The organism is Aliigemmobacter aestuarii (genome assembly GCF_004799285.1).
GTDB classification, from domain to species: domain Bacteria; phylum Pseudomonadota; class Alphaproteobacteria; order Rhodobacterales; family Rhodobacteraceae; genus Aliigemmobacter; species Aliigemmobacter aestuarii.
Genome location: NZ_SSND01000003.1, coordinates 169,219 through 182,373 on the forward strand (window position 1 = coordinate 169,219; position 13,155 = coordinate 182,373).

The following is a 13,155-nucleotide window of genomic DNA, read 5'->3' on the forward strand; positions in this document are numbered from 1 at the left end:
GCTTTGGCAAGGAAGACCGGGCAGGGTGGGGTCAGGACGCGGCCACAGGCGGCGCGCGGGGAACGGTGCAGGTGAACGGGCAGGCGGTGTTGCGGCGCAAGATGGGGCAGGCGGCGGTCACGCCCGCGGCGGGCCGGTTGGCAGGGATCGTGCGCGCCTGGCCGCTGGCGCTGGCCCGCGCGGCGCGCGACGGCCTTGACCTGATGGTTGAGGCGGGGGCGCCGGACCTTGCCACACGATCCCTGACCGAGGTTCTGGATCTGGCCCCCGACCTGCCGCTGGTCGCCATCCTGGAAGGCGCGGGCGAGGATCTGGGCGTGCTGTTCCTGTCGCAGCCTGTCCTTGCGGGCTTGATCGAGGCGCAGACGACCGGTCGGGTCAGCGCCGCGCCGGTCGCGCCGCGCAAGCCCACCCGCACCGATGCGGCGATGGTCGCGGGCTTCGTCGACCGCGCCCTTGCCGCGCTTGACGCCGCACTTGGGGATGAGGATGACCTGATCTGGGCCGGGGGGTTCCGCTATGCCTCGTTCCTTGACGAGGTGCGCCCGCTTGGCCTGATCCTTGACGATGTGTCCTATCGCGTTCTGGCGTTGCCGCTGGGTCTGGCGGGCGGGGAAAGGGCGGGGCCGATCGTGCTGGCCCTGCCGTCCGAAGGGGCGCGCCGGCAGGCGGGCGCACGCGCGACCGGACCGGGCTGTGCCGATCCCGTCCCATTTGGGCGCGCGGGGGCTGGCGCGGGCGGCGTCGATCATCCGCCCGCCGTGATGGGCGATCAGGCACTTGAGATGACGGCGACCCTTCAGGCCGTTCTGGCGCGGCCCCGGCTGCGGCTTGCCGATGTGATGGGATGGGCGAAAGGGCAGGTCATCCCCTTGCCCGAGGCCGACCTGACCCGGATCGAGGTACAGGGCAGCGATGGCCTGCACCTAGCCGACGGGCGGCTCGGCCAGATGCAGGGGATGCGCGCCGTGCGCCTGACCCGCATCGGCCAGGATCGCGACGGGGGCGCGCAGGCAGGCCCCCAGCCCGAGGCGGGGCCGGGGTCTTCGGGCTCGGGGGCCGGATCAGCGCCCGGGCTTCCGCCGCTTCGCAGTGCGGCCCGGCGAGACGATGGCGCAACCCCTTTGCCGCGCACCGGCACCGGGGGATGACGCGCGCCGACGGCGCTTGAAACGGCTGGCGGCACGGCCTGCCTGCGGTTCGGGGCAGGCTTTGCGTGGCAGGCCGTTTGGGGCAGGAGGTGCGGGCAAGTAAGCCCGCTTGGATCCCGCGCCGATGCGCTGTCAGCCCTGCTGCGCCAGGGTCGTCAGCTGGCCCCGGAAGGGTTCGAGGTTATAGCCATAGCGCGCCGGAATCCCGATCAGGTCATCGACCGGCATCCGTCCGGCATGGGCGTGGGCCCAGACCACGGACGATCGGTTGCCGCTGGCACAATAGGCCAGGATCGGGCCGCGGGCGGCCTCGATCGCGGCCTTCTGGGCGCGGACGTTCTCCATCGTCATCGCCCCGCCGATCACCGGATTGGTCACGAAGTCAAGCCCCAGCTCCGCAGCCTTCGCCCGCATCACCGCGTCATGCAGGTCGCCCGGAATTTCGCCATCGGGGCGGTTGTTGATGATCGTGGTAAAGCCCTCGGCCCTGAGCGTGGCCAGGTCTTCGGGCGAAATCTGGGGCGAGACGGCGTAATCGGGCGTCAGGCGGCGGATGTCCATCGGGTTTCCTTCGCGCGTGGATCGGATCGGTTCAGGTGTCGTTTCACGCGGGGCGCCGGGTCAGAAGACGGTCGCGCACCGCAGGCGCCGCCACCATACCCGAGACCATCGCCAGGAAGAAGAGGGCACCGCCCCATCCCCCCAGTGCGAAGGAGGCCAGCGCCGGGCCGGGGCAAAGCCCCGCCAACCCCCAGCCCGCGCCGAACATCAGCGAGCCGACCACAAGGTTGCGGTCAAGCTTCGGCGGCGTCCGGTCGGGGATCGGTGCGCCCAGAAAGGCCTTGCCGCGCCGTTCGGCGAACCGCCAGACGAAGAACATCGGCAGCACCGCCCCCCCCAGCACGAAGGCCAGTGTCGGGTCCCAGTCGCCGAAGAAATCCAGCCAGCCCTGTACCTTTTTCGTATCGATCATCCCCGACACCAGAAGGCCCGACCCGAAGATCGACCCGGCGACGAAGGCCACCACGTCGCGGGCATCCGCGACCCCCATGAAGCGCTGCGCCATCTCAGATCACCCCCAGCATGTGACGGAAGACCAGAACCGCCACCGCGCCGCCCAGAAGGTAAAGCGCGGTCGAGGCCAGCCCGCGCGGGGCAAGCCGCGAGATGCCGCAGACGCCATGGCCCGAGGTGCAGCCGTTGGCCAGACGTGTGCCGACGCCCACAAGAAGCCCGGCAGCGATGATGACGACCGCGTTCGAGGTGATCTGCGTATCAACCCGGTCGTAAAGTGGCACCAGAAGCGGCGGGACGGCCATCGCGCCGAACAGGAAGGCCAAGCGTTCGACCATCGCGTCGCGCCCCGTGCCGTCGACAAGGCCGCCCAGGATGCCCGAGGCCCCCATGATGCGGCCGTTCATGAGAAGGTAGAGGGCGGCGGCACCGCCGATCATGAGGCCTCCGACAAAGCCCCAGATCCAGTCTGTCGGTATCATTTGTGATTTTCCCTGTTGTGTTCTGACCGACCCGCCCCCTTCTCCCAAGGGGGCGGGCCGGGTGATGTCAGTCTGTGGTCACGTCACATCCGGTTCACCCCGCGCCCGGCGCGCGTCACAGTCCGTTGACGGGCACCTTGAGATAGCTCACGCCATTGTCTTCGGGTTCCGGCATCTGGCCCGCCCGCATGTTGACCTGAAGCGAAGGAACGATCAGCCGCGGCATGGCAAGCTGGGCATCGCGTTCGGTCCGCATGCGGATGAAATCCTCTTTCGACTTGCCTTCGCCCACATGCTTGTTCAGCCGTTTCTGCGCCCCCACCGTCGTTTCCCAGGCATACTGGTCGCGGCCCTCGGCCTTGTAGTCATGGCCGACGAAGATGCGGGTCTGTTCGGGCAGCGACAGGATCTTCTGGATCGAGTCCCACATGGTTTCCGCCGACCCGCCGGGGAAGTCGCAGCGCGCGGTGCCGAAATCGGGCATGAACAACGTATCGCCCACAAAGGCCGCGTCGCCGATCACATAGGTCAGGCAGGCGGGCGTGTGGCCCGGCGTATGCAGCACATCGGCGCGCATCTGGCCGATCATCAGGCTGTCACCCTCGCGGAACAGCTGGTCGAACTGCGACCCGTCCCGCTGGAAGCGGGTGCCTTCGTTGAAGATCTTGCCGAAAGTGTCCTGCACCACGGTGATCCGTTCGCCGATGCCGATCTTGCCGCCCAGGCGTTCCTGGATGTAGGGCGCGGCCGACAGGTGATCTGCATGGACATGAGTTTCGAGGATCCATTGCAGATCCAGCCCCTCGGCCTTGATGAAGGCAATCACCGCATCGGCGGACCGCGTGTCGGTCCGGCCCGAGGCGTAATCGAAATCCAGGACGGAATCGATCACGGCGCAGGCGCGGCCTTCGGGTTCGCGCACGACATAGGTGATCGTGTTCGTGGCTTCGTCGAAGAAGGCGTGAACGGCGGGATGCATCTTTTCCTCCGCTGGATGCGAGTTTCGCAAAGGATATAGCCGTCCGGGAATGTATTTCAACTATTGAATATGTATTCTCCCGGCGCGGGCGATCCGTTGCCGAAAGGGTTTGACATGGGTCAAGGAGCGGGCCGACCAAAAAGGGTTAGCTGAAAGCCGACAGGACAGGAGACGAAGATGGTTGATGTCGCGAAACGCAAGGCGCAACTTGAGGCCCGGCTCGCCGATCTGAACGAACGGCTCGAACAGATCGAGGAAGAGCTCGATTCCCACGACTCGAAGGACTGGGAGGAACTGGCCACCGAACGCGAGGGTGACGAGGTTCTGGAATCGATGGGCGTTTCCGGCCAGCAAGAGATCCGCATGATCGAGGCCGCCCTGCACCGGATCGAGGAAGGAGACTACGGATTCTGCACGAAATGCGGTGCGGAGATTTCCGAGGAACGGCTGGATGTGCTGCCGTTCACCCCATTCTGCCGCAATTGCGCGGCCTGATCGCGCAGCCTGCGGCGGTCCGCACCGCCGGAAGGGCAGGGCCCGCGTCGCGCAAGACACATGAAGGAGGACCCGATGGCACAAGACCGTTTGCGCCAGCCGATGGAAAAGCCCGAAGGGGCGGCCGATAGCACAGCCGAGACCTTTCCCGCGATGACGCGGCTTGATGGTCTGCTGGCCGAGATGGAGGCGTTGATGCGGGTGATGCCCGCCGCGCGCCCCGAAGATATCCGCCAGCGCGCCGATGTGGTGGCGCGCATGGAAGAGGACATGGTCGAATCCGGGTTCGACAACATGCCGGTCTGACCGGCGCCGGGGTTACTGTCGAGTCTTGCGCCGGATCTGTGGTCGGGTCTGTCGCCGCTTCGGCGGCGGCTGGAAACTGCACCCATACCCTTCGTGATCCCGTCGCAGGGGGCGATTCCGCGCCCTTCCCATGTGTTCCGCCGCTGCGAGGCCTTCATCGGGATTGCCAAGGCCCCCCGGCCCCCTGTTAACTTGACGCCATAGGAATTGGGGCAAGAGGCCGGCGGATCACCTGTCCGGAAGGGGGGAAGATGTCTGTGACCGAACGTCAGGCGGTGCGGCTGGACCGGACGGAAACGGGCGTTCTGCATGTCGTCATCGACAACCCTCCGGTCAATGCGCTGTCGCATCGCGTGCGCGCCGGGATCGGCCACGCGCTTGACGTGGCCCATGCCGATCACCTGGTCAGGGCGATCGTCCTGCGGGCCGAAGGGCGCAGCTTTCCCGCCGGGGCGGATATCGCCGAATTCGGCCTGCCGCCGCAGCCGCCGCTGTTGCCCGACCTCTGCGCCCGGATCGAATCCTGCCCGAAGCCCGTCGTCGCGGCCATTCACGGCAGCGCGCTTGGCGGCGGGCTGGAACTGGCGCTGGCCGCGCACCGCCGCATCGCCGATGCCCAGTCCCGGTTGGGGCTGCCCGAGGTCAGCCTGGGGCTTCTGCCCGGCGCGGGGGGCACGCAACGGACGCCGCGCCTGATCGGGGCGGAACAGGCGCTGCGGCTGATGCTGTCGGGCCGTCCGGTGGGCGCCGCCGAGGCGCTGGCGATGGGGCTGGTCGACCGGGTGGTCGAGGACGGCCTTGCCGCTGCCGCCGAGGCCGAGGCGCTGGCCCTGGCCGAGGCAGGCACGCCGATTCCGACGCGCGACCGGCGCGAAGGGATGCGCGACGCGACGGCCTATCAGCGTGCCGTGGCCGCGGCCCGCGCGGCACTGCCGAAGGAGGGGCGCCTTCAGGCCCCGGCACGGATCATCGACTGTGTCGAGGCAGCCCTTCTTCTGCCGTTCGGGCAGGGGCTGGCCTTCGAGCGGGCCGCCTTCGAGGATCTGCTTGCCACGTCCGAGGCCGCGGCGCTTCGCCATGTCTTTTTCGCCGAACGCGCGCTGTCGCGTTTTCCCGAATCCGGCGCCACGCCGCGCCCCTTGCGCACCATCGCCGTGGCCGGGGCGGCGGGGGTCGAACAGGTTCTGCCGCTGTTGCAGGCCGGCTATTCGGTGATCCTGATTGAGCCGGCGAAATCCCAGCTTGTCGCGGCGCTTGAACTGGTCGCTGCGCGTCAGCAGGAACTGGTGACGGCCGACAAGCTGACCGAGGCGCAGCGCGACGCCGACTGGGTCCGGCTGAAGCCCGCGATGGAATTCGGTGTGGCCGCGCGGGTCGAGATGGTGCTTCTGGCCGCGCCCGAACACCTGGAAAAAGCGGCAGAAGCCACCGCGCCCGGCACCGTTCTGGCGCATCTTGGCAAGGGGGGCGGATTGGACGGGCCGCGGGGGGCGGATGTTCTGGGCCTGACGCTTGGCACGCTTGGCCCGAGGCTGGCCGAGGTTATCGTGGCCCCAGGTTGCGCGCCCGAAACCGTTGCCACCGCCGTTGCGTTGGTCCGGCATCTGGGGCGCAGCGCGCTGCGCGTGGCCGCACCCGGCGGTGTCGTGCCGCGGGTTCTGGCGGCGGGGCGTGGCGCGGCGGCCTGGCTGGTGGAACGGGGCATGGACGCGGGCGAACTTTCCGCAGCGCTTCAGGCCGAGGGCCTGCCGGGGCTTGTCAGGGCCGCGCCCGGCCGGATGCCACGGCGCCCCCAGGCCGAAGAGGCGCTGGCGCGGTGCCTTTCGGCGATGGCCGCCGAAGGGCTTAGGCTGATCGCGCGCGGCGTGGTGGCGCGGCCTTCCGACATCGACCTTGCGATGATCCTTGGCGCGGGCTTCGCGCGCTGGCAGGGCGGGCCGATGCACTGGGCCGAACGGCGCGGGCTTCTGATCCTGCGCCGCGACCTGCGCGCCTGGTCGGCCGATTCCGCCGATCTGTGGCAGCCACCGCCGCTGCTGGATGATCTGGTGTCCGCCGGAAACGGGTTTCAGACCTTCGCGCGGCCCTCCGCCGCCTGAACGGCGGCGCTGCCGGTCACGACAGCATGATCCCGGCCACCACCATCATCAGCCCAAGCGCCGAGACGCCAAGCGCGGCCATGTTCATCACCACGACGCGTTGCAGCGCGGCGCGCATCGCTGCATCGTCAAGCCCGGCGTGGCGGGCCTTCAGCGCCTGAAGGATGCACCAGACCAGCCCGCCGACGCCGGCAAGCGCGATGACCGCGCCAAGGATGACCAATATCTGCACGGATGATCCCCCTTCGGCTGTCCTGCCCGTCCCGCCTAGCCGACCGGGCGGCCCTGTGCAAGGCCGCTGGCCGCGGATGCCGCCGCGCGATGCGGGGCCATCTTGCGTGCGCGGGCCCATCTTGCGTGCGCGGGCCAGTGCCGCTAGGCAGGCGGGGCGAGAAGGAGCCAACCGATGAGCGACCCGATGGATACCTACAACGTCACCGCCGACGAGCTGCGCCAGTTCATCGAGCGCTACGAACAGCTGGAAGCCGAAAAGCGCGATGTCACCGAACAGCAAAAGGAACTCATGGCCGAGGCCAAGGGGCGCGGCTATGACACCAAGGTGATGCGCAAGGTCATCGCCCTGCGCAAGCGCAAGCCCGACGAGATCGCCGAAGAGGAAGCCGTCCTGGAGATGTACAAGCAGGCGCTTGGCATGTCCTGACAGGATCGCGGGGCACGGGGGCTGCGGTTGCCCCTGGCCCCGCGTCGATCCATGCCAATCCTTGTCGGTCCGCGCCGCTCAGGGCTGCAATAGCCGCACGCCCGGCAAATGCGCGATCCGCGCCACGTCCTGTTCGTACTGGACCGTCAGCGCCTCGACCAGGTCTTCGGTCCAGCCGGGAAGGTCTACCTCCATCGTTAGTTCCTCGGGCCGGGCGAACTTGTCGAGGAAGGCCGAGGCGACGCGCCGCCACTGCGCCTCGGAGCGGGGCGGGTGGGTCGCGAGGTAGCCGTTCATCCGGTCCATCCCGTCTTCGGTCATCAGCGTCCTGAGAAGCGCGTCCTGCCCGTCCAGCGGAATGTCATGCGGAATGTCGGCCACCGTGCGCAGCACCTCGGGCCACAGAAGCGGCGTGTCCTCGTCGCACCAGACGGTGACGGGCACGCCGGGATTATGGGCGCGCAGGTCGCGGATCAGCGTCGACCAGAACAGATCCTGCGGGTGAACCCCGCCCATGAATTCGTCATAGCTTTTGCCGCGCTGCTTCTTCAGCAGTTCGGGCAGGAAGGTCGCGGGGCTGCGGATCGCCAGGAAGAATTCCGCCTCGAGATCGGGAAAGATCTGCGCGATCGCGTGCATCCGCTGGCCGCCGTTGGGGTAAAGGCCGCCCTGCAGCGCCCAAAGGGGAAAGGCCAGGAAACTGTCCCACGAAAGGACAACCCGTTCGACCTCGCGGTCGTCAAGGATCTGGTCGAGGACAAGCGCCTGCGTCTCGGGTGTGGCGGTGCGGCCCTTCAGCGAAATCGCCGTGTCGCGGATCAATGTGCGATAGCGCGCAGGCGGCGGGACGGCGACGCCCTCGCGCTGCAGAAGATCGCGGTTCTGGGCCAGACTGGTAATCAGGCGGTCATTGTCGGTGCAATGGACCCCAAGGTGATAGGCAATGCGCATGGGCCGTGTCGCTTCTTCTGGCTCTCGGGCTGCTCGGTTCGTTCTTCGCGGCGACTATAGGGGCTTTGTCTCGACAGACAAACCGCTTTCCTGTAATCGACGGGTCATGTCCGACCAAATCAGTCAGCTTCCGCGCCGGATATTGACCGGCTGGCGTCCCGATCCCTGGTCGGCGGGTGCGCTGGTGATTGCCGCGCTGGTGCTGGCGCCGATCGTCTCGGTGATCTGGATTGCCTTCCATCCGACGGAAAACATCTGGCCGCACCTGATGTCGTCGGTCCTGCCGCGCTATCTGGGCAACACGCTGTTCCTGATGGCGGCGGTTGGGGTCCTGACGGCGGCGGTCGGCACCGGGGCGGCCTGGCTTGTCACGATGTACCGCTTTCCGGGGCGGCTGTGGCTTGATTTCGCGCTGCTGTTTCCGCTGGCCGTGCCCGCCTATGTGGGGGCCTATGCGCTGGTCGATTTCCTGAACTATTCTGGGGCTGTGCAGACCGCCTTGCGCGGGCTGATGGGCTGGACCTCGGCGCGCGACTACTGGTTCTTTGAAATCCGGTCGCCCGAGGGGGCGGCGATCGTACTGGCGGCCGCGCTATACCCCTATGTCTACCTGCTGGCGCGCGCGGCCTTCCGCGAACAGTCCGCCTGTGCCTACGAGGTTGCCCGCGCGCTTGGCTGCGGACCCTGGGGCGTGTTCTGGCGCGTGGGCCTGCCGCTGGCGCGGCCCTCGATCGCGGCGGGCGTGGCGCTGGCGCTGATGGAAACCGTCGCCGATTACGGGACGGTCACGCACTTCGGGGTGCAGACGCTGACGACGGGGATCTTCAGCACCTGGCTCACGGCCGGGAACGCCGGCGGCGCGGCACAGATCGCGGGCGTCATGCTGACGCTGATCGTCCTTCTGGTCGCCGTCGAACGCATCGGACGGCGCAGCGCGCGCTTTCACCGCTTGTCGCGCCAGAACCGCCCGCTGGAACCCGAGCCGCTTTCAGGCTGGCGGGGCTGGCTGGCCTTCGGGCTGTGCCTTCTGCCCTTCGCCCTGGGGTTCGTGCTGCCGGTGGCCGTCATGCTGGGCCATGCCCTGCAGACACCCGAGGCATGGGTGTCGCCGGGGCTGCTTCGGGCCTTCCTCAACACGCTGGCGACCGGCGGGGCGGCGGCGCTGCTGACTGTGGCGGGGGCGGTGTTCCTGGTCTACGGCGTGCGCCTGTCCGGCCATCCGCTGCCACGGCTGATCCTGCCCCTGACGACTGTTGGCTATGCCGCGCCGGGGGCGGTGCTGGCGGTCGGCTTCCTGATCCCGCTCGCGGCACTCGACCATCGGCTGGCCGATGCGATCCTCGCGCTGACCGGCAGCGATCCGGGGCTTCTGCTGACGGGAACGGCGGTTGCGATCGTGCTGGCCTATGTGGTGCGCTTCTTCGGCGTGGCGCAGGGCGCGGTCGATGCGGCCTTCGGGCGGATCTCGCCGAACCTGCCGCTGGCGGCGCGGTCGCTGGGGCGCGGGGCAGGGGGAACGCTTGGCGCGGTCTATCTGCCGCTGATGCGCGGTTCGGTGGCGACCGCGCTGCTGGTGGTTTTCGTCGACTGCGTGAAGGAATTGCCCGCGACGCTTCTTTTGCGGCCCTTCAACTACAGCACGCTTGCCACCCGCACCCATGAACTTGCCAGCCTCGAAAAGATCGGCGAGGCCGCCCCGGCGGCGCTTCTTGTGATGCTCGTGGGGCTTCTGGCCGTGGCGCTGCTGGCGCGGGCCAATCGCTGACGCGCGGCAAGGCTTGCACCGCCGCCCGCCAGCGGCTATCTCACGGGAAGTGCCCTTATAGCTCAGCTGGTAGAGCATCTGATTTGTAATCAGAGGGTCGGGGGTTCGAGTCCCTCTGGGGGCACCAATCAGACCAATCCGTTGCTGCATGGCCCTGGCGGGTTCATTCATGCGCCCGCGCGGGACGGCATGTCGGCCCGCCCGCGGGACCAGCGTTCGGGGCAAGCCCGCCAAGACGGCCATCGCCAGAAGCCCCTCGAACACCGCCGCGACGACAGGGTACCTTGATCCGGAAAAGACCGCGGCCACCCGAAGCCGGTTCAGGGGGCCAGATCCCGCGCCCGTTCCCGCAGCGCGAACTTCTGGATCTTGCCCGTCGATGTCCGGGGAATGGGCGTGAAGACGAACTTACCGGGCACCTTGTAGCCCGCCAGCCGTGCGCGGCACCAATCGCGCAGATCTTCCGCATCCGCGGTCCGGCCCTCGGCCAGCTCGACAAAGGCGCAAGGGGTTTCCCCCCATTTTTCATGCGGCATGGCGACCACGGCGGCCACGGCGACGGCGGGGTGGCAGTAAAGCGCCTCTTCGACCTCGATCGACGAGATGTTTTCGCCACCCGAGATGATGATGTCCTTCGACCGATCCTTGAGTTGCAGATAGCCGTCGGGGTGCATCACGCCAAGGTCGCCGGAATGGAACCAGCCTCCGGCAAAGGCTTCGGCGGTGGCGCGGGGATTGCGGAAATAGCCCTTCATCACGACATTGCCGCGGAACATCACCTCGCCCAGTGTCTGGCCGTCACGGGGCACCGGGCGCAGGGTTTCGGGGTCAAGGACATCGACACGTTCCAGCGGCAGATAGCGCACGCCCTGCCGCGCCTTGAGGGCCGCCTGCCGCTCCGGGGGCAGGTCCGACCATTCGTGATGCCAATCGTTCACCACCGCCGGACCATAGGTTTCGGTCAGGCCGTACAAATGCGTGACCTCGAACCCCGCCTCGCGCATGTCGGCCAGAAGCTTTTCCGGCGGCGGCGCGGCGGCGGTGAAGACCTGCACGCGGCGGCCCAGATCGCGCTTCACCGCGTCGGGGGCCGAGATCATCAGCGACATCACGATGGGGGCGCCGCACAGATGAGTGACGCCATTTTCGGCCAGCGCCTTCCAGATCGGTTCGGCGCGCACCTGGCGCAGGCAGACATGGGTGCCCGCGATGGCCGAAAGCGTCCAGGGAAAACACCAGCCGTTGCAGTGGAACATCGGCAGTGTCCAGAGATAGACCGCGTGTTTCTGCATCGAGGTGGTCAGCGCATTGCCCTGCGCCAGAAGATAGGCGCCCCGGTGATGCGACACGACACCCTTGGGGTCGCCCGTGGTGCCCGAAGTGTAGTTGATCGAGATGGCGTCCCATTCGTCTTCGGGCATCAGCCATTCGAAAGCGGGGTCGCCCGAGGCCAGAAAGGCTTCGTAATCCAGGACCTCGCGGGGGGCCGCTGGAACCGCCACGGCGCCGTCGAATTCCGGGTCGTCATGGCAGATCACAACGGGGCGCACGGCTGCAAGCGCCAGCGCCTGGTCGAGAAGCGGCAGGAATTCGCGGTCGACGATCACGACCTTCGCCATCGCGTGGTCCAGCTGAAAGGCGATCACCGCCGCATCAAGCCGGGTGTTGATCGAATGAAGCACCGCGCCGGACATCGGCACGCCGTAGTGGCATTCCAGCGTGGCAGGCGTGTTCGGCAGAAGCGCCGAGACGGTATCGCCCCGCCCGATGCCGGTCTGTGCCAGCGCCGAGGCCAGTTGCCGCGACCGGTCGTAGAAGGCCGCATAGCTGCGTCGCAGCGCGCCGTGGATGATGGCGGTCTGATCAGGAAAGACGCTGGCCGCGCGTTCAAGGAAGGTCAGCGGGGTCAGCGGCTGGTGGTTCGCCGGATTGCGGTCCAGCCCGGTGTTATAGGGGTTTTCGGCCATTGCCGTCATGCGTCCTGCCACTGGGGTGGGCGTTTTTCGATGAAGGCGCCGATGCCTTCCTCGGCGTCACGGGCCAGCATGTTTTCCACCATGACGGCCGAGGCATGGTCATAGGCCTGCGCCAGCGTCATCTCGCGCTGCGCGTAGAAGGCGCTCTTGCCCGTCGCCAGCGTGAGCGTGGATTTCGACGCGATCCGGCGGGCCATTTCCATCACCGTCGCGGTCAGCCGGTCGGCGGGGACGACACGGTTGACCAGCCCGATCTCAGCGGCGCGGGCGGCGGGTGTCATGTCGCCGGTCAGAAGCATCTCCATCGCGTGCTTCGGGGCAACGTTGCGCGACAGGGCCACCATCGGGGTGGAACAGAACAGCCCGATATGCACGCCCGGGGTGCTGAATGTGGCGCCCTCGGCGGCGATCGCCAGATCGCAGCTTGCGACAAGCTGGCAGCCGGCGGCGGTGGCCACGCCGGCGATCTCGGCGATCACCGGCCTGGGGCAGGTCACGATCGCCTGCATCACGCCCGAACACTGTGCCATCACCCGGGCGAAATAGGCCCGGCCGCGATCCGGCGCGGCGCGGCCCGCCGTCAGTTCCTTCAGGTCGTGGCCCGCGCAGAAGGCAGGCCCGTTGGCGGCCAGCACGATCACCCGCACCGCCGGATCAGCCGCCGCCCCTGCCAGTGCCGCACCCAGACGGCCCAGCATCGCCTCGGACAGGGCATTGCGGCGGCGGGGATCGTTCAGGGTCAGGCGCAGGATGCCGTCTTGGTCAAGGTCATGCAGCAGAAGGTCGTCTTGCATCGCGGTCACCCCGGCCGGTCAGAGGATGTTCACGTCCACGCTGTCGGCCAGCGTGTTCGCGATGAAACAGTAGCGATGCGCCCGGTCCTGCATGTCGGCCATCGTGGCATCATCCACCGCAAAGCCCGTGTCGAAGCGCACCACCGGGTGCAGGTCGATCCGCGTGACCGACATCTGGCCCTTCGGGTTCTTGCCCAGATGCGCCACCGCGTGATCGTGGTAACTGGCCACGGGCCAGCCCGCCTTGGCCGCAAGCGCGAGGAAGGTCATCATGTGGCAGCTTGACAGTGCGGCGGCCAGCGCCTGTTCGGGGTTGGTGTTGGTCGGGTCGCCGCCCCAGTCGGGGGCGGCATCGACCGGCAGGTCATACCGGTCGTTGAACTGCACGCTGTGGGCGTTCGAATAGGCGCCGGTCTTCAGCGCCGGCTCGGTGCGCTGCCAGTGCAGCTGGATCGAAAGTTCGGTCATTTCGGGTCGTCCTT

15 protein-coding genes and 1 tRNA gene are annotated in these 13,155 nt (G+C 67.9%); 7 read left to right on the forward strand and 9 right to left on the reverse strand.

From position 1 onward, the window contains the following. Window positions 1-71: 71 nt before the first annotated feature. Complete coding sequence (locus E7811_RS12050; RefSeq protein WP_136394908.1) at window positions 72-1,151, forward strand: FliM/FliN family flagellar motor switch protein; 1,080 nt, start codon at window positions 72-74, stop codon at window positions 1,149-1,151. A 132-nt stretch (window positions 1,152-1,283) separates the two neighbouring features. Here E7811_RS12050 and E7811_RS12055 read toward each other — a convergent pair whose 3' ends face one another. The 4 genes from E7811_RS12055 to E7811_RS12070 form a co-directional block, all read right to left on the reverse strand. Further along, window positions 1,284-1,712, reverse strand: coding sequence for a TIGR01244 family sulfur transferase (locus E7811_RS12055; protein WP_136394909.1), 429 nt, complete (start codon window positions 1,710-1,712; stop codon window positions 1,284-1,286). A gap of 43 nt (window positions 1,713-1,755) precedes the next feature. After that, complete coding sequence (locus E7811_RS12060) at window positions 1,756-2,217, reverse strand: DUF6691 family protein (protein WP_246020412.1); 462 nt, start codon at window positions 2,215-2,217, stop codon at window positions 1,756-1,758. 1 nt (window position 2,218) lies between these two features. Continuing rightward, complete coding sequence (locus tag E7811_RS12065; RefSeq protein ID WP_136395207.1) at window positions 2,219-2,644, reverse strand: YeeE/YedE family protein; 426 nt, start codon at window positions 2,642-2,644, stop codon at window positions 2,219-2,221. Window positions 2,645-2,762: 118 nt separating this feature from the next. Continuing rightward, entirely contained in the window at window positions 2,763-3,626 is an 864-nt protein-coding gene (locus E7811_RS12070; RefSeq protein ID WP_136394910.1) for an MBL fold metallo-hydrolase, read from the reverse strand. Between the two features lie 177 nt (window positions 3,627-3,803). Here E7811_RS12070 and E7811_RS12075 point away from each other — a divergent pair, with 177 nt between their 5' ends. The 3 genes from E7811_RS12075 to E7811_RS12085 all read left to right on the forward strand — a co-directional run bounded on the left by E7811_RS12075 (window position 3,804) and on the right by E7811_RS12085 (window position 6,526). Next, the gene (locus E7811_RS12075) at window positions 3,804-4,121 is read left to right on the forward strand and encodes a TraR/DksA family transcriptional regulator (protein ID WP_136394911.1); all 318 of its coding nucleotides are present in this window, start codon (window positions 3,804-3,806) and stop codon (window positions 4,119-4,121) included. A gap of 75 nt (window positions 4,122-4,196) precedes the next feature. After that, entirely contained in the window at window positions 4,197-4,427 is a 231-nt protein-coding gene (locus E7811_RS12080; protein WP_136394912.1) for a hypothetical protein, read from the forward strand. 251 nt (window positions 4,428-4,678) lie between these two features. Next, on the forward strand, window positions 4,679-6,526 hold the full coding sequence (locus E7811_RS12085; protein WP_136394913.1) for an enoyl-CoA hydratase-related protein: 1,848 nt from the start codon (window positions 4,679-4,681) through the stop codon (window positions 6,524-6,526). A gap of 16 nt (window positions 6,527-6,542) precedes the next feature. Here E7811_RS12085 and E7811_RS12090 read toward each other — a convergent pair whose 3' ends face one another. Further along, window positions 6,543-6,758, reverse strand: coding sequence for a hypothetical protein (locus tag E7811_RS12090; RefSeq protein ID WP_136394914.1), 216 nt, complete (start codon window positions 6,756-6,758; stop codon window positions 6,543-6,545). 174 nt (window positions 6,759-6,932) lie between these two features. On the opposite strand from E7811_RS12090, the gene E7811_RS12095 reads away from it, so the two are divergent. After that, on the forward strand, window positions 6,933-7,187 hold the full coding sequence (locus E7811_RS12095; RefSeq protein WP_136394915.1) for a DUF2312 domain-containing protein: 255 nt from the start codon (window positions 6,933-6,935) through the stop codon (window positions 7,185-7,187). A 78-nt stretch (window positions 7,188-7,265) separates the two neighbouring features. On the opposite strand, the gene E7811_RS12100 is transcribed toward E7811_RS12095, so the two are convergent. Further along, window positions 7,266-8,138: a hypothetical protein gene (locus tag E7811_RS12100; RefSeq protein ID WP_136394916.1), complete on the reverse strand. Its 873-nt coding sequence runs from the start codon at window positions 8,136-8,138 to the stop codon at window positions 7,266-7,268. A 106-nt stretch (window positions 8,139-8,244) separates the two neighbouring features. Here E7811_RS12100 and E7811_RS12105 point away from each other — a divergent pair, with 106 nt between their 5' ends. Both E7811_RS12105 and E7811_RS12110 read left to right on the forward strand, forming a co-directional pair. Then, on the forward strand, window positions 8,245-9,903 hold the full coding sequence (locus tag E7811_RS12105; RefSeq protein WP_136394917.1) for an ABC transporter permease: 1,659 nt from the start codon (window positions 8,245-8,247) through the stop codon (window positions 9,901-9,903). A gap of 51 nt (window positions 9,904-9,954) precedes the next feature. Further along, window positions 9,955-10,030: transfer RNA gene (locus E7811_RS12110), tRNA-Thr, on the forward strand. Between the two features lie 193 nt (window positions 10,031-10,223). Here E7811_RS12110 and E7811_RS12115 read toward each other — a convergent pair. From E7811_RS12115 to E7811_RS12125, 3 genes are read right to left on the reverse strand one after another with little or no spacing between them, the layout of a single operon-like run. Further along, window positions 10,224-11,870: an acyl-CoA synthetase gene (locus tag E7811_RS12115; protein WP_136394918.1), complete on the reverse strand. Its 1,647-nt coding sequence runs from the start codon at window positions 11,868-11,870 to the stop codon at window positions 10,224-10,226. A gap of 5 nt (window positions 11,871-11,875) precedes the next feature. Next, window positions 11,876-12,673 carry an enoyl-CoA hydratase gene (locus tag E7811_RS12120; protein ID WP_136394919.1) on the reverse strand — a complete coding sequence of 266 codons (798 nt, stop codon included), beginning with the start codon at window positions 12,671-12,673 and terminating at the stop codon, window positions 11,876-11,878. Between the two features lie 18 nt (window positions 12,674-12,691). Beyond that, window positions 12,692-13,141, reverse strand: coding sequence for an OsmC family protein (locus tag E7811_RS12125; RefSeq protein WP_136394920.1), 450 nt, complete (start codon window positions 13,139-13,141; stop codon window positions 12,692-12,694). Window positions 13,142-13,155 lie beyond the last annotated feature (14 nt).